This is a genomic window from Pseudomonas sp. B21-047, assembly GCF_024748775.1.
Lineage (GTDB): Bacteria > Pseudomonadota > Gammaproteobacteria > Pseudomonadales > Pseudomonadaceae > Aquipseudomonas > Aquipseudomonas capeferrum.
On sequence record NZ_CP087169.1, the window covers coordinates 1,997,083 to 2,017,685 of the forward strand.

20 protein-coding genes are annotated in these 20,603 nt (G+C 63.1%); 7 read left to right on the plus strand and 13 right to left on the minus strand.

Annotation, left to right across the window (positions count from 1 at the left end; genetic code table 11):
• Positions 1 to 16: 16 nt before the first annotated feature.
• Positions 17 to 685 (minus strand): RraA family protein, encoded by a 669-nt coding sequence (locus tag LOY26_RS09235; protein WP_258714621.1) that lies wholly within the window; start codon positions 683 to 685, stop codon positions 17 to 19.
• Positions 686 to 797: 112 nt separating this feature from the next.
• On the opposite strand from LOY26_RS09235, the gene LOY26_RS09240 reads away from it, so the two are divergent.
• On the plus strand, positions 798 to 1,697 hold the full coding sequence (locus LOY26_RS09240) for a LysR family transcriptional regulator (protein ID WP_186659873.1): 900 nt from the start codon (positions 798 to 800) through the stop codon (positions 1,695 to 1,697).
• Positions 1,698 to 1,748: 51 nt separating this feature from the next.
• Here the strand turns inward: LOY26_RS09240 and LOY26_RS09245 are convergent, their stop codons facing one another.
• The 5 genes from LOY26_RS09245 to LOY26_RS09265 are packed head-to-tail and all read right to left on the minus strand — an operon-like array spanning position 1,749 to position 6,256.
• A complete protein-coding gene (locus LOY26_RS09245) occupies positions 1,749 to 2,549 on the minus strand; it encodes an HpcH/HpaI aldolase/citrate lyase family protein (RefSeq protein ID WP_095064276.1) in 801 nt (266 codons plus the stop codon).
• Between the two features lie 25 nt (positions 2,550 to 2,574).
• Positions 2,575 to 3,378 carry a carbon-nitrogen hydrolase family protein gene (locus tag LOY26_RS09250; RefSeq protein WP_033696876.1) on the minus strand — a complete coding sequence of 268 codons (804 nt, stop codon included), beginning with the start codon at positions 3,376 to 3,378 and terminating at the stop codon, positions 2,575 to 2,577.
• A gap of 51 nt (positions 3,379 to 3,429) precedes the next feature.
• Complete coding sequence (locus LOY26_RS09255) at positions 3,430 to 4,425, minus strand: TRAP transporter substrate-binding protein (protein ID WP_258714622.1); 996 nt, start codon at positions 4,423 to 4,425, stop codon at positions 3,430 to 3,432.
• A 29-nt stretch (positions 4,426 to 4,454) separates the two neighbouring features.
• Positions 4,455 to 5,738, minus strand: coding sequence for a TRAP transporter large permease subunit (locus LOY26_RS09260; RefSeq protein WP_186659871.1), 1,284 nt, complete (start codon positions 5,736 to 5,738; stop codon positions 4,455 to 4,457).
• Complete coding sequence (locus LOY26_RS09265) at positions 5,738 to 6,256, minus strand: TRAP transporter small permease (RefSeq protein ID WP_186663826.1); 519 nt, start codon at positions 6,254 to 6,256, stop codon at positions 5,738 to 5,740. The genes LOY26_RS09260 and LOY26_RS09265 overlap by 1 nt, the downstream gene beginning before the upstream one ends.
• A 341-nt stretch (positions 6,257 to 6,597) precedes the next feature.
• Here LOY26_RS09265 and LOY26_RS09270 point away from each other — a divergent pair, with 341 nt between their 5' ends.
• Both LOY26_RS09270 and LOY26_RS09275 read left to right on the plus strand, forming a co-directional pair.
• Positions 6,598 to 7,167, plus strand: a complete 570-nt coding sequence (locus tag LOY26_RS09270) for an SPOR domain-containing protein (RefSeq protein ID WP_186659864.1) — start codon at positions 6,598 to 6,600, stop codon at positions 7,165 to 7,167.
• Between the two features lie 115 nt (positions 7,168 to 7,282).
• Positions 7,283 to 7,708 carry a GTP pyrophosphokinase gene (locus tag LOY26_RS09275; RefSeq protein ID WP_033696882.1) on the plus strand — a complete coding sequence of 142 codons (426 nt, stop codon included), beginning with the start codon at positions 7,283 to 7,285 and terminating at the stop codon, positions 7,706 to 7,708.
• Between the two features lie 3 nt (positions 7,709 to 7,711).
• Here LOY26_RS09275 and LOY26_RS09280 read toward each other — a convergent pair whose 3' ends face one another.
• On the minus strand, positions 7,712 to 8,404 hold the full coding sequence (locus LOY26_RS09280; protein WP_186659862.1) for an endonuclease: 693 nt from the start codon (positions 8,402 to 8,404) through the stop codon (positions 7,712 to 7,714).
• 6 nt (positions 8,405 to 8,410) lie between these two features.
• Positions 8,411 to 8,653, minus strand: a complete 243-nt coding sequence (locus LOY26_RS09285; protein ID WP_033696884.1) for a DUF1654 domain-containing protein — start codon at positions 8,651 to 8,653, stop codon at positions 8,411 to 8,413.
• Positions 8,654 to 8,872: 219 nt separating this feature from the next.
• Between LOY26_RS09285 and LOY26_RS09290 the strand changes: the two genes are divergently transcribed.
• A complete protein-coding gene (locus LOY26_RS09290) occupies positions 8,873 to 10,996 on the plus strand; it encodes a TonB-dependent receptor family protein (RefSeq protein WP_408980759.1) in 2,124 nt (707 codons plus the stop codon).
• 29 nt (positions 10,997 to 11,025) lie between these two features.
• Here LOY26_RS09290 and LOY26_RS09295 read toward each other — a convergent pair whose 3' ends face one another.
• From LOY26_RS09295 to LOY26_RS09315, 5 genes are all read right to left on the minus strand, one after another.
• Positions 11,026 to 12,321, minus strand: coding sequence for an FAD-binding oxidoreductase (locus tag LOY26_RS09295; protein WP_258714623.1), 1,296 nt, complete (start codon positions 12,319 to 12,321; stop codon positions 11,026 to 11,028).
• Positions 12,322 to 12,374: 53 nt separating this feature from the next.
• Positions 12,375 to 12,797: a RidA family protein gene (locus LOY26_RS09300; protein ID WP_186659857.1), complete on the minus strand. Its 423-nt coding sequence runs from the start codon at positions 12,795 to 12,797 to the stop codon at positions 12,375 to 12,377.
• A 27-nt stretch (positions 12,798 to 12,824) separates the two neighbouring features.
• On the minus strand, positions 12,825 to 13,964 hold the full coding sequence (locus LOY26_RS09305; protein WP_033696889.1) for a tyramine oxidase subunit B: 1,140 nt from the start codon (positions 13,962 to 13,964) through the stop codon (positions 12,825 to 12,827).
• Positions 13,965 to 14,149: 185 nt separating this feature from the next.
• Positions 14,150 to 15,460, minus strand: coding sequence for an alginate export family protein (locus tag LOY26_RS09310; RefSeq protein WP_258714624.1), 1,311 nt, complete (start codon positions 15,458 to 15,460; stop codon positions 14,150 to 14,152).
• A 188-nt stretch (positions 15,461 to 15,648) separates the two neighbouring features.
• Positions 15,649 to 17,136 (minus strand): aldehyde dehydrogenase family protein, encoded by a 1,488-nt coding sequence (locus tag LOY26_RS09315; protein ID WP_258714625.1) that lies wholly within the window; start codon positions 17,134 to 17,136, stop codon positions 15,649 to 15,651.
• 275 nt (positions 17,137 to 17,411) lie between these two features.
• Here LOY26_RS09315 and LOY26_RS09320 point away from each other — a divergent pair, with 275 nt between their 5' ends.
• The 3 genes from LOY26_RS09320 to feaR all read left to right on the plus strand — a co-directional run bounded on the left by LOY26_RS09320 (position 17,412) and on the right by feaR (position 20,532).
• Entirely contained in the window at positions 17,412 to 18,908 is a 1,497-nt protein-coding gene (locus LOY26_RS09320; protein WP_258714626.1) for an APC family permease, read from the plus strand.
• Entirely contained in the window at positions 18,889 to 19,473 is a 585-nt protein-coding gene (locus tag LOY26_RS09325) for a DUF3156 family protein (RefSeq protein WP_258714627.1), read from the plus strand. Before LOY26_RS09320 ends, LOY26_RS09325 begins: the two co-directional genes overlap by 20 nt.
• 114 nt (positions 19,474 to 19,587) lie before the next feature.
• Positions 19,588 to 20,532: a transcriptional regulator FeaR gene (feaR, locus tag LOY26_RS09330; RefSeq protein WP_258714628.1), complete on the plus strand. Its 945-nt coding sequence runs from the start codon at positions 19,588 to 19,590 to the stop codon at positions 20,530 to 20,532.
• Positions 20,533 to 20,603: the final 71 nt, after the last annotated feature.

Here is a 20,603-nt window from a genome sequence, read left to right on the forward strand (position 1 = left end):
CTTTGGGGCTGTTCGATCAACGAGGGCGGGACGCGGCCTCGATGGTGGTTCGTGAACCGACGATATCAGGGAATTTCTCACCCTTGGCCAGCCGCGCCAGCGTGTGCTTTTCGTTGTGCTGGAAGTCGATGGCACGCTGAGCCATTTCGATCACCTGGCCGGGGCGCAGAAACACCATGCCGTTTTCGTCTGCCACCACCGCATCGCCGGGGTGGACAATTACCCCGCCACATTGGATGGCGGTACAGAACTCGCCTTCCAGGCCGATCACGCGGGTGGTAATCGCGCTGGCACCGCGTGACCACACTGGCACACCATGCTCGCGTATTTCGCCCAGGTCGGTGACGTAGCCGTCGACGATGATCCCCGCCACGCCAGCCTGCTTGGCGGCGTAGGCCATGGCGCCGCCCAGGGCGGCGGTCATGCGTTCACCGCAGCGGTCCACCACCAGAAAGTCGCCTGGGCGCACGCAGCCCATGGCGTAATGCAGAATCCCGCCATCGTTGCCTGGCATCCTCACGGTCACCGCAGTACCCACGGCCCTGACATTCTGAAAGTGTGCCTTGATGTGCGGGTTGGCAATACCGTGGGTAATGAAGTGGCCGATGGTCGCCGGTTCGGCGTTGATCAAGACTTCAAGTTCAGCGGCGCTGATCGGGGCGGGCATTGCTTCGATAATATACATAGGGTGTTGTTATTAGGCCGGATGCTTTTTCGAAGGGTTTCGGTCATCCTAACAAGCACGCTTAACGGTCGATAATAAAAATCCGTAAGCAGTAACCGGAGCAGTTTTTATCATGCGTATCACGCTGATGCAGATCGAGGCGTTCTACTGGACCGCCCGCCTCGGGGGCGTTCATGCCGCCTCCCGTCATCTTCACCTGACGCAACCTGCAGTGTCGGCGCGGATCAAGGAAATGGAATCGCTGCTCAGCGTCAAGTTGTTCGACCGCAGCAAGCAACGCATGAGCCTTACCGCAGATGGCCATACCGCTTTGCGCCACGCCGAACAGGTGCTCAACAACAGCACGCAACTCGAGCAGTTTGCCGCGCAGCAGAAAAAGCACCGGCGCTTGCGCCTGGGCGCGGACGAATGTTCGGCGATGGTCGGGCTGACGGCGGTAATCAGCGATATAAAGGCGCACTTCCCCGAGATCACCCTGGAGATATCCATCGATGTCGGTGCGGTGCTCAACCGCAAGCTGAACGACCACGAACTCGACATCGCGCTGCTGACCAACCCGGCCACGCGTGAGGATGTAACCGATGTATTCCTTGGGTGGATGACCTTCCAGTGGGTGGCGGCGCGGCACCTGGACGTGGCCCCGGGGCCTTTTCTGGCGCAGCAGGCCCGGCAATATTCGATTGTCACCCACAGTGCGCCCTCGACACTGTATTCAGTGGTGGACCGCTGGCTGAAGGAAAGTGGCTCGGTCAGCCATGCCTTTCATTCGAGCAACTCGCTGGCCTTTATTGCCAAGATGGTAGCGGCAGGGCATGCCATTGGTATTTTGCCGGTACCCTTGATTCGCGACCTGCTGGCTGTCGATTTGTTGAAGACATTACCGTGCGATCCGCCGATCCCGCCGGCCAAGTTCTGCCTGTCTTATTTGACCGAACGCCCGGATATGCAACTTGATACCTTGGTTTCGATTATCCGGGCGACCTTGGTCAAACAGAATTTTCTGGTCGATTGATCAAACCGGGTGTGCCCGGCCGCGGCGCAGGCGCCTTGGCCGGGCCGGCGTTCAGGCCAGTGCGCGTTTAACGGCCGAGATCTGTTGCCCGGCCTGGTTGAGCCAGGACAGGTCGCTGCCCATCAACAGCATGTCGCTGCCCATTTCGATGAGGCGCTGCGCGGTGGCCTGGTCTGCGGGGAAGCACGGCACCATGACCTGGATCGCGCGGGCATGGCACTTCTCGATCAGCAGCTCAAGGCGTTGCAGCACTTCGGGGTTGCCAAGGCGGTAGTCGACCGGCAAATGTCGCGACAATGAATAATCGGCAGGGCCGAAGTGCACGGCGTCGATGCCCTCCACGTCGAGTATTTCATCGATGTTGTCAAAGAACTCGTAACTTTCGGCCATCGGCACGATCACGCTGCGGGTATTTTCGGCCTGGGTGTAGGTGGCCCAGTCGAAGCCGGGCCCGGCGAACCCTGCCGAGCGCACCGAACTGTCACCGCCGCGGCGTCCCAGCGGGGGGAACTTGCTGTAGCGGATGATTTCGCGCATCTGCGCCGCCGTGTGGACCTGCGGCACGATCACGCCCGAAGCGCCCATCTCCAGCGCCTTGCGGATGTCCCACTCCAGCGTGCCACGCACCCGTACAAGGCAGGGGATGGCCGTGCTGTTGGCGGCCAGCAAGAGCTTCTCCATGTGGCTGTCGACACCCAGCGCAGTGTGCTCGGCATCGATGAAGACGAAGTCCAGGCCCCAGTTGCCGGCCACCTCGATGGGCATGCAGGCCGTACTGTAAATGTTCATGCCGAAGGTAGCACCGCGTGCCATGCGCGCCTTCAGCGTTGTGTGTGTGATGTTTGGGTTCATGGTCAAGGTCTGCCTTGGGCTGATATCAGAGGCGATAGGTTTCGGGCAGGCGGTCGCGGAACGGGTGCACCTCGAACACGCCAGGGTCACGTATCAGCGATTTGTTGCGGGCCTTGGCCAGGTCGATTTCGACGCTGTACACACCGTCTTCCAGCCCTGCGCGTACCAAGGTCTTGCCGGAGGGTTCGATGATGTGGCTGGTGCCGATGAACTGCATGCCTTCATCCATGTCGTTGCGGTTGGGCGCGACGAAATAGACCATGTTCTCGGCCGCGCGCACGGTGCTGAAAATATCCGGCAGCATGCGCGCCTGCTCAGGCCAGGCGGCAGGCAGCACGACAATATCGGCGCCTTCGAGCGCCAGCGTGCGGACCACCTCGGGGAAACGGATTTCATAGCAGATGGCCAGGCCGATACGGCCGATCTCGGTGTCGAACACCGGCGGCGCCCACTCGCTCGGGCGGTCGGTGAAACGGTCGCCGATCATGAACGGCAGATGGCGTTTGCGGTGCAGGCCGATGATGCCCTGTGCGCCGATCAGCGCGGCGGTGTTGTACACCGAGGCTTCATGCCGTTCGTAGAAACCGACCACGATCAGGATGCCGCTCTGCGCCGATACCTGCAGCAGCGGTGCCAAGGCATCGAGGGTAATGGCGCCGCGTTCGAGGTCTTCGCGGCTGTCGAAAGCGCCACCGGTAATCAGGCATTCGGCAAAGGCGATCAGGCGCGAGCCTTCAGCCGCCGTCTGACGTGCCAGTTCGGCAACCTTTTCCAGGGTGAGGGCCGGGTTGCCGGCCACGGGATGAATCTGGGCAACGGAGATTTTCATGCGGGTCCTTGTGGCAATTGAAGGGCGCCGCCACGGGCGGCGCGGGTAATGTCACTGCGCCTGGTAGCCCATGGCCTGGTAGACCTTGCTGACCAGTTCGGGGTTGATCTGGGCGGCGTACTTGTCGACCACGGGGCGGATCCTGGCCTGGATCCGCGCGACCTCTTCGGCTGGCATGTCGTTGACCTGCATGCCGTCGCTGCGCAGTTCGGCGATGGCCTTGCTGTCGGCCTCGCGGGAGATCCTGCGCTGCTCCAGGCGCACTTCCTGGGCCACCTCGGTCAGCAGTTGCTGCTCATCGCGGTTGAGGGTGTCCCAGAAGGTCTTGCTGATCAGCACAATCTGCGGGTTGTAGTTATGCCGGGTCAGGCTCAGGTACTTCTGGACCTCGTTGAAGCGCGAGGCCAGGATCAGCGCCGCCGGGTTTTCCTGGCCATCCACGGTGCCGGTCTCCAGTGCCGTGTGCACCTCGGTGAAAGGCAGAGGGGTGGGGTTGGCACCCAGCGCAGCCCACACGTCGAGGAACAGCGGCGATTGCTGCGCGCGGATCTTCAGGCCGGCAATGTCTTCAAGGCGTTGCACCGGGCGCGCATTGTTGGTCAGGTTGCGTACGCCCAGCTCCCAGAACGCCAGGCCGACCAGGTTTTTTTCGGGCAACTGGTCGGTGAGCATCTTGCCCACTTCGCCATCGAGCATGGCATCGACCTTGGCGGTGTCGGTGTACAGGAACGGGAAGTCGAGGATGCCGAAGTCGGTGACGTGGTTGATCATCAGCCCGGCGTTCCAGGTCATCATTTCAACCACGCCGCCTTGCAGCGACGACAGCACTTGCACGTCGCCACCCAGGACGCCATTGGGGAAGGTGCGTACCTTGATCTTGCCATCGCTGCGCTCTTGCACTTTCTTGGCGAACAGCTCCATGCCGATGGCCGGTGGTGTGCCCTTGGGGCTGGTGGCGGCGAACTTGATCACGCGCGGATTGTAATCGGCGGCCATGCTCAGGCTGCTGGAGAGCAACAGGGCGGCGATGACGGCGAGCTTCTTCATGGTGTGTGCCTTTTATTGTTGTAGGGGGATCAGTGGCCGAACCACTGAGCGGGGACAGTGACCAGTTCGGGGAAGATGACCAGCAGGAACAGCACGATGATTTCGGCGATCAGGAACGGGAACGTGCCCTTGAGCAGCGCCTCGTAGCGCATCCTGCCGATGCCGCACACGACGTTCAGCACCGTGCCCACGGGTGGGGTGATCAGGCCGATCGAGCAATTGATCATGAACAGCACGCCGAAATAGATCGGGTCGATGTTGGCGGCGGTCACTACCGGCACCAGGATGGGCGCAAGCAGCAGTATCGTCGGCGTCAAGTCCATGACCATGGAGATCACCAGGATCAACAGCATCAGCACCACGATCAGCAGGCGTGGGTTGTCCATCACTGGCTGGATCAGGTCGATGATCTGCCCCGGGATGTCGGCAATGGTGATCATCCAGGCGGGTATCGAGGCAGCGGCGACCAGGAACATCACGGCGGCGGTGGTCTTGCCGGCGCGCAGCAGCAGGTCATTGAGCGACTTGAGGCTGAGTTCGCGGTAGATCAACGACGACACCAGCAGGGCATAGACGCTGGCAACCGCACCGGCCTCGGTGGGGGTGACCACGCCAAAGCGCAGGCCTACCACGATGATGACCGGCAGCATCAATGCCCAGAAGCTGTCGACCAAGGCCTTGAGGCGCTCCTTGGCACTGGCCTTTGGGCTCAGCTCGACCTCGGTATTGCGCCGCGACATCAGCCACCAGGCCACGATCAGGGCGGTGGCGATCATCAGCCCCGGGGCGATGCCGGCAAGGAACAGCTTGGTGATCGACAGGCCGGAAGCCACCCCCAGCACGACGAAGCCGATACTGGGCGGGATGATCGAACCGAGTACCGAGACCGAGGCGATCAAGCCGCCGGAGCGGTCGCGGTTGTAGCCGGCGATGACCATCATCGGCAGCAGCAGCGCGGTCAGCGAGGCCGCGTCCGCCAGTGCCGAACCGGACAGGCTGGACAGCAGCACGCCGGCGATGATGGTGACGTAGCCGAGCCCGCCGCGCAGGTGGCCGACCAAGGTGATGGCCAGGTTGATGATGCGCTTGGACAAGCCACCGCTGTTCATGACCTCGCCAGCGATGATGAACAGCGGAATGGCCAGCAGGGGGAAGCTGCCTGCAGAGTTGATGATGTTCTGCGCGATGATCTGGCCATCGAACAGGCCCAGCAGCCACATCAAGGCAACGCCGCAGAGGATCAGGGCGTAGGCGATGGGGGCGCCGATCAGGATGGCGGCCATCAGTACGCCGACGAAGACAGACAGGGCCATTATTCAACTGCTCCGTGTTCGGCTGCCGAGGGTTCGGCCGGGGTGTGGGCGGGCAGGGTGCCCGTGAGGTTTCTGACCAGCTGGGTAAAGATCAGCAGCCCGCTGAGTATGCAAAAGACCAGGCCTGCACCATGGAACAAGGCCATGGAAATGCCTGTGGAGGGGGCGCCTACATGCAGGTTGATCACGGTCTGTTTCCAGCTGCCGTCAAGGAACAGCCAGGTCACGTAGAGCATCAGCACTTGAGTGAGCGCCAGCAGGCACCTGGCCACGCCGGGGGAGACCCGTCGGGTAACGATGTCGACGCCGATGTGGCCATGTTCGTGAAGCATCAGTTGGGCGCCGGCGAACACCAGCCAGACGAAGGCCAGGCGGGAAATCTCCTCGCTGAAGAACAGGCCCGAGTTGAAGCCGTAGCGCAGCACGACATTGGTGAAAATCAGGCAGGTGATGATGACAAGGCACCCGATCACCAACGTCTTCAGAACCAGGAAGTAACCATCGATCAGTGTTTTCATGGCGCCTCCTGGAGCATCACTGCCCAGGGAGCGCCGAAAGCGCTTGGTGCGAGAACGCGGACAGGAACATCCACCTGTAGGTGTGAGCGGGGCATGGAGTCACCTTTTTATTATTGGACATACGTCGTCGTACGACTGTGTGGATTGTTCAACGAAACGCCCGGTGTCTGCTGCCTCAAGTTTTTTATCAGGGGGATAAGAAATAGCGATCAGTGGGCTGGCGTTGCCGGTGGAACGGACTGCCGTCGCAGCGTCGCGGTAGCAGGGTGTAACGTATGGTCGCGGTCCTTGCCCTGGGTCGGCATGCTAGACTCCGCCCCTTCGAATCTGGAGGTACACGCGTGCGCAAACTGGCTGTGGTAATGGCAGTGCTCGCCCTGGCGGGCTGTGAGAACGAGGTCGAAGGCGTGCACAAGCAGGTGGCCGAGCACCTGCACAACCCCAAGACGGCCAAGTTCGGCAACGTGCGGATCGACACGAATGGCACCCTCTGCGGCCAGGTCCGCGGCAAGGACGATGCCGGGCAGTACGAAGCCTACCGCAGCTATGTGGCGATCAAGCGTGATGGCCAGTATGAGATCATCGTTGACGACAGCGGCAACAACCTGCGCATCCGCGAACTGTGTGGCGGTGCCGACCTGCAGCGCCGCGCCGAGGCGCTGGCCGGTGAGCCGGCCCCTGAAGGCTGGGATGTCGAAGTGGTGCAGGGGGCGAACATGGGCGCATTGAGCGACATGACAGCGCGCCTGATCGAGAAGGGCATCCCGTCTTCTGTCGAATACCGCAACGGCAAGCCGGTCGTGCTGATGGGGCCGTTCCCCACCAAGGAAGAAGCCGAGGCGCGCAAGGCCGAGGTGATGGCCAAGCTGGGGACCGATTCGGTGGTGATCCAGCACGGCGCCCAGCGCTGAGGGTTATCCAGGCTGCAAGGCAGGCCGCAAGGGCTCTATCGCCAGCAGCCGACCTGTCATCTGCGACCAGTGCGGGCTATGCTTGCACTGGGAGAGCTGAACGGGGAGGGGCCTCATGTCTACACTGGAGCGGGCCATTGTCGTGGCAGCCAAGGCACATGAAGGGCAATACGATAAGGGTGGGGCGGCGTACATCCTCCACCCGTTGCGCGTGATGATGCGGGTATCAACGCCCGAGCAGCGGATCGTCGCGGTGCTTCATGATGTGATCGAAGATACCCCGCTGACCCTGTCCGACCTGGCGCGTGAAGGTTTTGCACTGAAAATTCTCGCCGCCTTGCTGGCGCTGAGCCGACGTGACGGCGAGGCCTATCAGGACTTCGTGGTACGGCTGGGCGTCGACCCACTGGCGCGTACCGTCAAATTGGCCGACCTGGCCGACAACAGCGACCTCTCGCGCATCGCCTGCCCAGGCCCTGCCGACCTGGCGCGGCTGGCCCGTTACCGGGAGGCCAGCGCCTACCTGCAGACACTGGCCTGACCCTCAGCCGCAGGCCTTGAGGTTCACCGGCCCGACGAATGCGTTACCACGCCCCATCACGCAGGCCACCTGCTGGTTGCGTTGCAGCTCCCAGGCCTGCGGTGGGTAGGTCTTGTTCCAGGCTTCGAACAACTGGCGGTCCTGCTTCGACAGGCGCAGGTTGTACTGCTTGCTCATGTAGAAGTAGGTGCGCGCGATCATGCCGCGGATCGAGGGGCGCGGCATGACCTTCTTGGCCTTGAAATCGACCTGGGTCAGGCAACTGCCGTACTGACCCCGCTGTTCGGGCAGCCAACCGAAACTGAAGTTGCTGCGGTCGCCGTTGACTTCGCCAATGCTGGGCACCAGGTTGTGCAGGTCGGCCTCGGCGCGTTTGTACACCTCATCCTGTTGCGAGCATTGTTTGCGCCCTCCGGCCTGCCAGCACTGGCGCTGGTGGCCAATGTGCCAGGCCGGCACGATGTGCTCCCATTCGATGCGCGAAGCCCGTTGCGCATTCTTGCGCGGCGCATAACCGCAAGAGGCCAGGTCGACCTTGTTGCCTTTGTATTTGCAGCCGCAATAAAACTCCGTCGACTGGGGCGCGTACAACTTCCAGGCGACCTTCTTGGCCTCCTGGAAGGTGCGCGGGGCATCGGCTTGGGCAAGCGGGGTGGCCAACAGCAGGCAGGTTGCAGCGAAAAGCGTAACTCTCATGCGCGGTCAGTCTTCCTTGGGCACGGTCCAGAAAATTTGCACGCCACCGTCGTCGCGATGGGCGAGGGTGACGTTGTCGTTTTCGGCGATTTCCTCAAGCAGGGTTTCCCAGTCGTCCGGGGATTCCTGCTCCAGGCGGAAGATCAGCGCGGCGCGGTTGCGCTGGGCGGATTGGCTGTTGATGATCTTCTGGATACGGACACCCAGTTGTTCATAGCTGCTCGGCGTTGCTGAGGAGGTGCTGGCCACAGGCATTTCCTTGTTTTTGCTGTATGTGCATACAGTATTTCACTGTAAGTAAATTCGCAACTGCCTGTGAGGCGAAAGAGTGTGTGACTGAGGTGAAGGATTGATACCATTCAGCCCATCACCCCTCCGCCATCATTCGCGCGCGCTGTGCATGGCCACAGCAGCGACGCCTTGGGCGTGGCCCGCAACGGGTCAGGCGCAAGTTTCAGGAAGCTTCACATGTACCCACTCCCTTTGCATCGACCTGCCCACTTGCGCACAGGCCTGGCCCTGTTGCTGACCGGTAGCATGAGCCCCTTGAGCCATGCCGGCAGCGAGGTAACCGATGTGCTGATCACCGACCCTGTGGTGGTCACCGGCGCCTATGCGCCAACCGGTAGTTTCGACTTGCCTTTTTCGATCGATACCGTCGACCTTTCACAGGGCAACGACGGCCAGTTGGGCGTCAACCTGTCGGAAGTGCTGACCAAGGTGCCTGGCCTGGTGGTGCAGAACCGGCAGAACTACGCGCAAGACCTGCAGGTGTCTTCGCGGGGTTACGGCGCACGCTCGGCCTTCGGCATTCGTGGCCTGAAGCTGCTCAGCGACGGCATTCCGGCCAGTACCCCGGACGGGCAGGGGCAGGCGGCCTCGCTGAACCTGGATGTGGCCGACCGTATCGAAGTACTGCGTGGCCCGGCCGCGACCCTTTACGGGAGCAACGCCGGCGGCGTCATCCAGATGTTCAGCCGGGACGGGCAGGGGCCTGCCAGGGTCGGGGCCGAAACCACCTTCGGCAGCGACGGTTTCAACAAGAATCACCTGTCGGCCGAGGGCGGTAACGAGACGGCCGGCTTTGTGCTCGATGCCTCGCGCATGGACACCGACGGTTACCGTGACCACAGCGCTGCCCGCCGCGACCAGACCTTCGCCAAGGTGCACGTCAGGCCAGACGCCGATTCACGCCTGGCACTGATCTACAGCAGCCTTGAGCAAAACAACACGCAAGACCCGTTGGGGCAGACCTGGAGCGCTTACCAGCACGACCCGCGCTCCACCGCGACAGTGGCTGAAACCTACAACACCCGCAAAAGCATCGACCACCAGCAGTTGGGCATGAACTACGAGCGCTATTTTGGCGATGCCACGTTGCAGTTCAATCTCTATGCGGGGCAGCGCAGCGTCATTCAGTACCTGTCCATCCCCAAGACGGTGGCCTCCAACAACCAGCGTGGCGGTGGGGTCGTCGACTTCGACCGTGAGTTCCACGGTGGCACCTTGCGCTGGATACAGCCGGTTACCGCCGCACCCGGCAACCTGACCGTCACGGTGGGCGCGGACTACGACCAGAGCAAGGATGACCGCCGCGGCTACCAGAATTTCAGCGGCGACACGCTAGGCGTCAAAGGCGAGTTGCGCCGTGACGAGCAAGACACCGCCACCAGCCTGGACCCATACATCCAGGTGCATTGGGAAATCGGCGACTGGACCACCCAGCTCGGCGTGCGCCACAGCACCCTGCAAATGCGCGTCGATGACCACTACCTGGCCAATGGCGACGCCAGTGGCAAGAAGAAATATCAGCAGAACACGCCATCGCTGTCGGTGATGTACGCATTCACTGCCGACTTGCGTGGTTACGTGAGTGTCGGCAAGGGTTTCGAGACCCCGACCCAGGCCGAGATGGCTTACGCGCCCGGCCTGGTCGAAAGCTTCAATTTCGGGCTCAAGCCTGCCACCAGTACCCAGTATGAACTGGGCGTGAAATACCGGCTCGGTGAGCGCACCCGGATCAACGCAGCGGTCTACGAAATCCACACCGATGATGAAATCGTCGTGGACCGCTCCACCGAAGGCCGCACCAGCTATCGAAACGCTGGGCGAACCTTGCGCCGCGGTTTCGAGGCGAGCCTGCACAGTGACCTGAGCGATCAGTGGCAAACCACCGTGGTGTACACCCGCACCGATGCCCGCTATGCCGAAGATTTTGCCCAAGGCACGCAGACCATCGACAGTGGTAACCGGCTGCCTGGGGTACCGCTGAACAACCTGTATGGCGAGCTGGTATGGAAGCCTGCGACATTCGTCAGCATGGGGGTGGAAGGGCAATACCGCAGCAAGGTGTATGTGGAGGACAGCAACAACGCCAAGCCGGCGCCTGCCTATGCCGTGTTCAACTGGCGAACGCGCTTTGAGCAGCACGTCGGGCCTTGGACGTTTCATCAGCTGATCCGCTTGGATAACCTGCTTGACCGGCAGTACGTGGGGTCGGTGATCGTGGGCGACAGCAACTCGCGTTACTACGAAGCTGCGCCTGGGCGCTCGTGGTATGCCGGGGCAGGGTTGGAGTATCAGTTCCGCTGATGTGATGCGGTGCTATATCCGCTGAGGGTTCAGGCGAAGCGTTCGAACCGATAAGGGCTTGGATCGATCAGCGGTGGCGCTTGCGACACCAGGTCTGCCGCCAGTTGGCCGGCAGCCGGCGAGGTGCCGAAGCCATGGCCGGAAAAGCCGGTGGCCAGGGTCAGGCCGGGCAGGGCCGGCACCGGCCCGATGACCGGGTTGGAGTCGGGGGTGACGTCGATGGTGCCGGCCCAGGCTGCGGCGATCTGTGCCTGCTCGAAGACCGGCCAGGCCGCCTTGAGGTTACGCAGGGCTTCTTCATTGAGTGCGGTGTTGGCCTGCGGGTCCTGAACCCTGACGCGTTCGAAGGGCGTGACTTGCGAGGCCTTCCAGTGCCGGGCCAGGGCCAGGTCCTTGAAGAAATACTTGCCGAAACTGATGCGCAAAAAATCACGTTGCGCCCGCAATTGCGGCAGGTAGCGCCTACCCAGCAGCACATGGTCCCAGGTCAGGAACGCATCGAGCGCGCCGCGTTGGGTGATGATGTAGCCGCCATCCTTGTGTTTGCGAAACGAAAAATCCGGTGCGCCCACGGCGATGTCGGTTGGGCCTTGCAGCGGGTGGGTACGCAGCACGGAACAGGTCAGCGGCAAGGTGGGCAGGTCGATATCGAGGTTGCCGAGAAACTTGCGTGACCACATGCCCCCGGCCAGCAGCACCTGCTCGCAGCGGATCTCGCCTTGTTCGGTGACCACGCCGCTGACCCTGCCGGCGGCGGTGACCAATGTGCGCACGGCGCAGTTTTCCACGATCACTGCGCCTTTGGCGATCGCCGCCCGGGCAATGGCGCTGGCTGCCAGGGTTGGCTCCGCGCGGGCGTCGGAGGCGGTGTAGATGCCCCCGGCCCATTCGGCACGGCCACCGGGCACCCGGTTGGCAATCTCTTTGCTGCTGAGCAGGCGAGAGTCCAGGCCAAGGTGCTCGATGCTCTTCAGCCAGCTCTCGTGCATGCCCATTTGCGTGTCGTTACGGCCAATGAACATGATGCCGGCTTGCCGGTAGCCGACATCGCAGCCAACCCGCTCGGCCATCTTCGCCCACAGCCGGTCGGCGGCCAGGGCCAGCGGAATGTCGTGCGCATGGCGGTTGGTCTTGCGCACCCAGCCAAGGTTGCGCGACGACTGCTCGCCCGCCAGGCGGCCCTTCTCCAGCACCACCACCGGGATGTTGCGCTCGGCCAGGGTCAGGGCTGCGGTCAGGCCGATGATGCCTGCGCCGATGATCACCACGCTGGTGGCCTGAGGGTGGGTGGTACTGGTGTGCACAGGATCGATGACGGGGGACATGGCTTCACTCGGCGGCAGTGTGAACAGAACGTGGCGGGTTCAAGGCGGGCAGGTCACTGGCCCAGCCGGATCAACGAGACCTGCGCGCGGGAGGCACCCCGGTACGCCGTCACTTCCAGCTCGACCTTGTACACGGTCGACCCCAGCGGCGGGCAGGTGACGGTGGTGGCCGGGTCGACGCCCCTGAATTTCTCGCCGATCACGTCCATGACCTTGGGAACATCGTTCGGGTCCTGGATGAACACGCGCGAGCTGATCACATCGCCCAGCCCAGCGTCGACGGCCGCCAGCGCGGCTTCGATGTTGGCGAATACCTGGTGAGTCTGTTCGATCACGTCTTCGGGGATGATCTGGGTCTGCGGGTTGCGGCCGGCAGTGTTGGACACGTAGATCCAGTTGTCTACCGCCACCAGGCGGGAGTAGCTGGCCATGTCTTCGAATTTGGAGCCGGTTTTCAGTTTGGTGATTTGCGTCATGGGGGGAGCCTTTTGAGGTGAGGAGGGTCAGCTGAGGACAGGTTTTTCCCAGAGGTTGAGCTTTACGCCGATGCCTTTCTCGACAGCGTTGCGGTACACCACGGTGCCCCAGGCGACGTCTTCCACGGGCATGCCGCCCACCGACATGATGATGATTTCATCGTCGTTCAGACGCCCTGGCGCGTCACCGCTGATGATCTTGCCGATGTCTTCGACCTGCGCGGCGTCGAGCGTGCCTTCGGCGATCATGTCCATGAAGCGCACGCCTACCAGCGGCACATGGTTGTGCGCAGGCTTGGGCAGTTCGTCGAACCACGCTTCGTACAGCCCGGTGTTGTCCACCACCTTGCGCACGTCCGAACGCTCCATGCCTGCATCGATGCTGCAGGGGGCGGGCATCGCCAGAAACGCGCCGGGCTTGACCCATTCGCGGCGTACCAGCGGGTAGGTGCTGGGGTCGCCGACTTCGCCCGAGCTGCAATAGCTGACCAGGTCGGCATCACGCACCACCTCTTCCAGGGTTTGCACGACCTGGATCCGCGTGATCTGCGGGAAGGTGGCCTTGACCCAGGCCACGAACTCATCGAGGTTCTTCTGGCCACGGCCTTTGATCTTGATCGTGTCGATCAGCGGGCACACGGCCATGAACGCGGCGACCGTGGTCTTGCCCATCACACCTGGCCCGGCCAGGCCGATGACCTTGGCGTCCTTGCGGGCCAAGTGGCGCGCGCCAACACCGGGGATGGCGCCGGTGCGGTACGCCGACAGCAGGTTGGCCGACATGTGCGCCAGGGGCGCGCCGGTGTCGGCGTCGTTGAGGGTGAACATCAGGATGGAGCGCGGCAGGCCCTTTTCCCGGTTGGCGATGTTCGAGCCATACCATTTGGCGCCTGCGGTGCGGAAGCTGCCGCCCAGGTAGGCGGGCATGGCCATCATGCGACGGTCTGCGGTGGGCTTGGGCATGTGCGGGAAGGGCGACTGTTCGGGGAACGTGATCATCGCGCCGTGGGAATCGTTGTTCGGGCCGGCCATGCGGTAGTCGCCCTGGTAGAGCAGGTTGAACATCGCCTCCATGGTGTCGACACAAGCGGGCATGTCGGTCACGCCGGCGCGGATCATGTCCTGCTCGGACAAGTAGATGAAGTCAATTCGGGTATCGAGGGTCATGGCGGGTCTCGCAGGGCGGCCGTTGTCAGGGACGACGGCGTCATCGGGTTTTGTTGTTGTGGGCTGGCGCTAACACGTGCGGCCAGTTTCGCTAACGGCTGGCAGGGCGTCTTGTGCCTGCGTGCCAGCCGTTTTGACCTGCCGTGCCATCGGCGTATTGGCAAGACGGTGACTGCTATCAGGGCCTAGAAGGGCACTGCGATGGTCAGCTGGCTGTAGACGTTGGTGCCGTTGCCACCCACCTGGTTGCCGCCGTTGCTTTCGCCCTTGCGTGGCTGATACAGGCCGACCAGCGGGCTGATGACCAGGTGCTCGTTGACCGCCCATTCCAGGTACAGGTCGAGCTCCCTGGCATCGAGGTTGAGGCTGTCGCGGGTGCGCACGGTATCGAAGTCGAAATACAGCGCACCGACCGTGAGGTTTTCCAGCGGCGTAGCTTTTACGCCAACATGGTGAATGCCGGTGTTGCTGTTGAACGGGCCGGCGTAGTTGGCGGCGACCTCACCTTGGAACCAGGTGCCATAGCCACTGGACAGGCCACTGAACAGCGAATCCCAGCCTGCCGAATAGCGCGTGTAACGGTAGGTCACCTGGGGTGCCCAGGGCAGGTCGGCGAAGGTGTAGCCGGCCTGCAGGTACCAGGCTTTTTCCGCGCCGCCTTGCTTGTCTTGCCACGCGTATTCGAAGGCGAAGCTGGCGTTGTCGATGCCGGCGCTGCCTTCGCCACGCAGGCTGTAGACATCCATGCCCTCACGCGCCTTCTGGAAGTCGCTGGCCCATTGGTCGGTGACGCCGATGCCGTGCACCCAAGTCAGCCCCAAGGTGCCCAGGGCATGGGTGTAGTCCAGTGTGCCTGCGGCCAGTTCGGTCTCGGCCTGCGCGCGGTTGTCGGACTTGAGCCACAGCAGGCTGCCATGCAGGCCATCCTGCCCGCCCAGGCGCAGCACGGCGGTGCGGTCGAAGGCATGGCGCGCCGCCAGGTAGTAGGCACCGCCGCGGTCCAGGGTGCCATCCGCCACACCGTTGCCCAGGTTGGGCCCGTCGTCGTTGATCAAGAAGCCGCTGCCCAGGCGGACCACCTGGCGCCCTCCGGAGATATCCACGCCATCCTTGCCCAGCCAGGGCAGCAGATCGCCCGAACGCCAACCGAGGTAGGCGTCTTCGATCTTGGTGGTGCGTTCGGAGCCATCGGTATTGCCTGCGGCATCGCCATCGCCCCAGGTGGCGGAACTGACCCAGTTCAAGGCGCCATAAAGGCTGCCGTTGCCGGCCAGGCCCTGATCGCCGCTAACGCCATACTTGATGAAGCCCTCGCGCCAGGTCGAGCCACCGGGGGTGCCGTCATAGTTCTTGCGGCTGTTGAACATGCCCCACACCGCGAGCATGTCGGCATTCAAGTGGCTGTCGTCGTCGGCGTAAAGCTCGTAGGCGGGCGCGGCCTGGCTGGCCAGTAAGGTGGCCAGGGCCAGGGCGGACAGCCTTTGCGGTTTGAACATTGCACTTCCCTCGATTGTTCTCGGCACCTTGCAAGGCGGCCTTTGTTTTTCGGGGGCACCCGTGTGGGCACGAGGCGCCGTCGCGGTTGGCTGCGACGGCCTATTAGCGCGTGGATAGCAGGGTGGGGTCTTGTTCGTGGCTGCCAAGGCGTTTGCACGCCTTGGCCAGGCCTGTTCGATTGGCCGGTTCAGTAACGGATCATCACCGACTTGAGCTCGGTGAAGTCATCGATGAACGCCGAGCCGAACTCGCGGCCGATGCCGGACGCCTTGATACCGCCAAACGGCACGGCCGGGTCGAGCAGGGTGTGCATGTTGACCCACAAGGTGCCGGCCTGGATTTCCGGCACCAGGCGCATGGCCTTGCCCAGGTCGTTGGTCCACAGGCTGGCGCTCAGGCCATAAGGCGTCGCGTTCATCAGGTGCAGCAGTTCGTCTTCGTCGTCATAAGGCAGGAAGGTCGCCACCGGGCCGAAGGTTTCCTGGTTCAGCAAGGTGTCGCTGGCGGCCTTGGCGAGGATCACCGTCGGTTCGACGAAGCAGCCCGGCCCCTCGCCAATCTGCCCGCCATGGATGATCTGGCTGCCCTCGGCGCGCGCGGTGGCGAACAGCTCGGCCAATTTTTGCTGGTGCGGCTTGTTGGCCACTGGGCCGAACTGGGTGGCCTCATCCAGGGGGGAGCCGACCTTCAGCTGGCTCAGGCGCTGGGACAGCGCATCGAGCAGCGGGTCGATGCGCGAGCGGTGGACGAAGAAGCGCTCACCCGCTGCGCAGATTTGCCCTGAGTGCAGGAAGCCGGCCTCGATGACGCCATCGACGGCCTTGTCGAGCGCCACGTCAGGCAGGAATGCCACTGAGTTCTTGCCACCCAGCTCCAGAGTCGCCCGGGTCAGCTTGGCGCCCATGGCGGCCTGGCCGACGGCGATGCCGGTAGGCACCGAGCCTGTGAACGAGACCTTGTCGGTGCCGGGGTGCTCGATCAATGCCTTGCCCACCAGGCCGCCACCGGTCAGCACGTTGAGCGCGCCCGGCGGCAGGCCGGCCTGGCTGGCCAGCTCGGCGATGCGCAGCAGCGTCAGGGGCGTGAACTCGCTGGGCTTGAGGACGATACTGCAGCCGGTGGTCAGGGCCGAGGCCAGTTTCCAGATGGCGATCATGGTGGCGAAGTTCCACGGCACGATGCCCACGACCACGCCGATCGGTTCGCGCAGGGTGAATGCACTGTAGCGCTCACCGGCGAACGAGGGCAGGGACGGGGTGATGGTCTGGCCGGTGATCTTGGTGGCCCAGCCTGCGTAATAGCGCAAGAAGTGCGCGGCCTGCTCGACTTCGAAAGCGCGCGCGATACCGATCAGCTTGCCCGACTGCAAGGTTTCGAGCTGGGCCAGTTCTTCGCGGTTGGCTTCCAGCAGGTCGGCCAGTTTGAACAGCACGGCGGCGCGGCCGGCGGGGCTGGTGCGCGACCACGTGGTGAAGCCCTGGCGGGCCGAGCTCACGGCATGCTCCACATCGGCCTGGTTGGCGTCGGCGATGCGGGCGATGGTTTCGCCATCGGCCGGGTTGACCACCGCAAGGGTCGCAGACGATTGGCTGGCCAGGTGTTGGCCGTGAATGAACACGCCATGTTGTCGGGCCATGAATGCGGTGACCGCGGGAAGAAGGGTAATGTCGCTCATGCAGGCTCCTGAGGCAGAGACGCGGCCCGGCAGGCCGCCAAAGCGTCGAGCATAGTGAGCGGGCACGGTGTTGATCTTGCATCTCCCTGACGCCGGCATGACGCTGCCTGCCAGGCGTGATGGCATTGGCAGGCAGCAACAAGGGCGACGGCAGCCATGGGCAAGACGCCCTGCCAGCTGCGGCGCACAGTGGGGGCGCAGGGAGGCAAACAACAGCCGTGCGTGCAGGTTCGCTTGCCGCGTTCAACGCCACAAAAACAAGCCGGGGCATAACGATGTCACTCAACAATAAGCTCACCGAGCATCTCAACCGGGGCACTGTCGGGTTCCCCACTGCGCTGGCCAGCACCGTCGGGCTGATCATGGCCAGCCCGGTGATCCTTACCGCGACCATGGGCTTTGGCATTGGCGGCGGTGCCTTCGCCATGGCCATGGTCATCGCGGCATTGATGATGCTGGCGCAGTCGACCACCTTCGCCGAGGCGGCGGCGATACTGCCGACTACAGGGTCGGTGTACGACTACATCAACTGCGGCATGGGCCGGTTCTTCGCCATCACCGGCACCTTGTCGGCCTACCTGATCGTGCACGTGTTCGCCGGTACCGCCGAGACCATTCTGTCTGGCGTCATGGCCCTGGTGAACTTCGAGCACCTCAATACCCTGGCGGAGTCCGCAGGGGGCTCGTGGCTGCTCGGCGTGTTCTTCGTGTTGGCGTTCGCGGTGCTCAATGCTTTTGGCGTCAGTGCCTTCAGCCGCGCCGAGGTGATCCTGACCTTCGGCATGTGGACCACGCTGATGGTGTTTGGCGTGCTCGGCTTGATCGCTGCGCCGGCGGTTGAGCTGGAAGGGCCGTTCGGCGCTTCGCTGGTCGGCACCGACCTGATGACCATCCTCTCGCTGATCGGTATGGCCATGTTCATGTTCGTCGGGTGTGAGTTCGTCACCCCGCTGGCGCCGGAGCTGCGCCGTTCGGCCTGGGTGTTGCCGCGGGCCATGGCGTTGGGTTTGTTTGGCGTGGCCAGCTGCATGTTCATCTACGGCGCGGCGATGAAGCGCCAGGTGGAAAACGTCGTGCTCGATGCCGCCAGCGGTGTGCACCTGCTCGACACGCCTATGGCCATCCCGCGTTTCGCCGAGCAGGTGATGGGCGATATCGGCCCGGTGTGGCTGGGTATCGGCTTTCTGTTTGCCGGCGCTGCCACCATCAACACCTTGATGGCCGGGGTGCCGCGCATCCTCTACGGCATGGCGGTGGATGGTGCACTGCCCAAGGCTTTCAGCTACCTGCATCCGCGCTTCAAGACGCCTTTGCTGTGCATTCTGGTGGTTGCCTTGATCCCGTGCCTGCACGCCTGGTACCTGGGGGGCAACCCGGACAACATCCTGCACCTGGTACTGGCGGCGGTGTGTGCCTGGAGCACCGCTTACCTGCTGGTGACGTTGTCGGTGGTGATCCTGCGCATCCGTCGTCCGGACCTGCCACGTGCCTACCGCTCGCCGTTGTTCCCGCTGCCGCAGATCCTCTCCAGCAGCGGCATCGTCATCGGCATGGCGTTCATCACCCCACCGGGCATGAACCCGGCCGATATCTACGTGCCGTTCGCCATCATGCTGGCCGGCACCGCGACCTATGCGCTGTTCTGGACGCTGTGCGTACAGAAGGTCAACCCGTTCAAGCCGGCGCAGGTCGAGGATGTACTGGCACAAGAATTCGCGGCAGAGCCGGGCCATGCAGTGGAGCACATGCAGCATGATCAGACATTTGCGTGAGCGCCTGCTGGCGCCGCGTGCCCCAGCCGGCTACCGGCCAGGGGCTACGCTGGGGCTGCTGTCGCGTAACCTGGGGCAGGTACAGATGCACCTGCTGGAACCCGCCCGCGCGGTGCTCGACAACCCCGCCCAAGGCTGGCGTGCCGAGGTGCGCGAGTGCGTCGAGGCGCACTTGCTGATGCACGTGGTGACCTGCGAATTCCAGCTGTGCCTGCCTGCCCTGCAAGGGGGCGAGGTGAAGCTTGAATTGCGTCACGCTGGTGCAATCCGCCGTACGGGCCTGGCCTGCGTGTACCGCGGCGGTGACAAGGCGCGCTTCATCCAGGCACGTGACCTGCTGCTGAGCAATGCGCAACTGACCGCTGCGCTCATGCCGCTGGATTTCAAGCGCCTGGCCCTGGAATGCCGCGATGGCCACTGGTGGCTGACCCTGGAACACATGGGCGGCAGCGAAGTGGTCAACCGCATGCCGGCGTTCCGGCGCTACATCCAGATCAGCCCGCCGCAACGGGCGCACCTGATGGCTTGCCTCGCCCTGTTCGGGGAGTCGCTACCCCGCCTCTGACCTTTTTCTGGCACGTGCCTTGCTCCTGTTTCAGACGAGAGATCACGGTTGTGTGGCCATTGATAACATGTTAACAATGGCCGCATAACAACAAATTCTGCGTCGAGGGCATCCATGCACACTCAACAACCCAATCGTCAGGGGCTGGAAAGCTGGACCACGGCCATGCAGCAGATCTGCGGCCGTTTCGAGACAGCGCTGGCCTCCAACCATTCCTTGTTCATCGGCGAAGTCTCCACGTTTTCCCGTGCGGGCCTGCCGCTGGCCAACCTGCGTACCAACGCCGGCAACATCCGCCGGCTGGGCGATAACCCGACCCTGGACGATGACCAGCATTGCTTCCTGGTCAGCCAGCGCATGGGGCATTCGACGGTGGCGCAAGGCGGCATGAGCGTCAGCCTGGCGCCGGGTGAATTGTTGCTGATGGATTCGGTCGGGCGTTGCGAAATCACCCCCAACGGCCTGATCGAACATGTGTCGCTGGCCCTTTCCCGCGAGCAGGTGCGCAAGCATGTGCAAGGCGCGGGGGCGATGTTTGGCAAGATCTCCTCGACCAATGCCTGTGGGCGCATGCTGCATGTGCTGATGGACCAACTGTGCAAGGACGACCATGTCAGTGGCGATGGTGCACAAGGCGATGCGCTGCAGACTGCATTCATTGCGCTGCTCGAGCCGGGCTTCGAGCGTAGTGGCGACGGCGCTTGCAACCTGGGGCCGCTCAGTGGTGGCAACCTGCGCAGCTACGTGCAGCAGGTGATTGATGAGTCCCTGTCGCAGCCGGGGCTGACACCGGCCAACCTGGCGGGTCGGCTGAATATTTCGGTTCGCCACCTGTACCGGTTGTTCGAGGAGGAGGGCGACAGCGTCTGCCGCTACATCCAGCGAGCGCGCCTGAAGCGCAGCGCGGACGACCTGGCCAACCCGTTCTTCAAGCGTGAGTCGATTACCTCGATCGCCTACAAGTGGGGCTTTACCGACTCGGCGCATTTCAGCCGCTCGTTCAAGAAACAGTTCGAGCAATCGCCCAAGGACTTCCGCGCACAGGCCATGGTCATGTAGGCCTCAGCTTACCGCCCGTTGTACGCCTTGCCGGGTGGCGGTGAGGGTCATGGCAGTACTCCAGTAATGAA

What these genes read in the sequence shown, in the direction of transcription:
- LOY26_RS09315 (WP_258714625.1), bottom strand. Translation starts at nt 17,136, where the DNA reads ATGAGCGACATTACCCTTCTTCCCGCGGTCACCGCATTCATGGCCCGA.
- LOY26_RS09250 (WP_033696876.1), bottom strand. Translation starts at nt 3,378, where the DNA reads ATGAAAATCTCCGTTGCCCAGATTCATCCCGTGGCCGGCAACCCGGCC.
- LOY26_RS09320 (WP_258714626.1), top strand. Translation starts at nt 17,412, where the DNA reads ATGTCACTCAACAATAAGCTCACCGAGCATCTCAACCGGGGCACTGTC.
- LOY26_RS09280 (WP_186659862.1), bottom strand. Translation starts at nt 8,404, where the DNA reads ATGAGAGTTACGCTTTTCGCTGCAACCTGCCTGCTGTTGGCCACCCCG.
- LOY26_RS09290 (WP_408980759.1), top strand. Translation starts at nt 8,873, where the DNA reads ATGTACCCACTCCCTTTGCATCGACCTGCCCACTTGCGCACAGGCCTG.
- LOY26_RS09310 (WP_258714624.1), bottom strand. Translation starts at nt 15,460, where the DNA reads ATGTTCAAACCGCAAAGGCTGTCCGCCCTGGCCCTGGCCACCTTACTG.
- LOY26_RS09255 (WP_258714622.1), bottom strand. Translation starts at nt 4,425, where the DNA reads ATGAAGAAGCTCGCCGTCATCGCCGCCCTGTTGCTCTCCAGCAGCCTG.
- LOY26_RS09295 (WP_258714623.1), bottom strand. Translation starts at nt 12,321, where the DNA reads ATGTCCCCCGTCATCGATCCTGTGCACACCAGTACCACCCACCCTCAG.
- LOY26_RS09325 (WP_258714627.1), top strand. Translation starts at nt 18,889, where the DNA reads ATGATCAGACATTTGCGTGAGCGCCTGCTGGCGCCGCGTGCCCCAGCC.
- LOY26_RS09300 (WP_186659857.1), bottom strand. Translation starts at nt 12,797, where the DNA reads ATGACGCAAATCACCAAACTGAAAACCGGCTCCAAATTCGAAGACATG.
- LOY26_RS09305 (WP_033696889.1), bottom strand. Translation starts at nt 13,964, where the DNA reads ATGACCCTCGATACCCGAATTGACTTCATCTACTTGTCCGAGCAGGAC.
- LOY26_RS09240 (WP_186659873.1), top strand. Translation starts at nt 798, where the DNA reads ATGCGTATCACGCTGATGCAGATCGAGGCGTTCTACTGGACCGCCCGC.
- LOY26_RS09245 (WP_095064276.1), bottom strand. Translation starts at nt 2,549, where the DNA reads ATGAACCCAAACATCACACACACAACGCTGAAGGCGCGCATGGCACGC.
- LOY26_RS09275 (WP_033696882.1), top strand. Translation starts at nt 7,283, where the DNA reads ATGTCTACACTGGAGCGGGCCATTGTCGTGGCAGCCAAGGCACATGAA.
- feaR (WP_258714628.1), top strand. Translation starts at nt 19,588, where the DNA reads ATGCACACTCAACAACCCAATCGTCAGGGGCTGGAAAGCTGGACCACG.
- LOY26_RS09235 (WP_258714621.1), bottom strand. Translation starts at nt 685, where the DNA reads ATGTATATTATCGAAGCAATGCCCGCCCCGATCAGCGCCGCTGAACTT.
- LOY26_RS09260 (WP_186659871.1), bottom strand. Translation starts at nt 5,738, where the DNA reads ATGGCCCTGTCTGTCTTCGTCGGCGTACTGATGGCCGCCATCCTGATC.
- LOY26_RS09265 (WP_186663826.1), bottom strand. Translation starts at nt 6,256, where the DNA reads ATGAAAACACTGATCGATGGTTACTTCCTGGTTCTGAAGACGTTGGTG.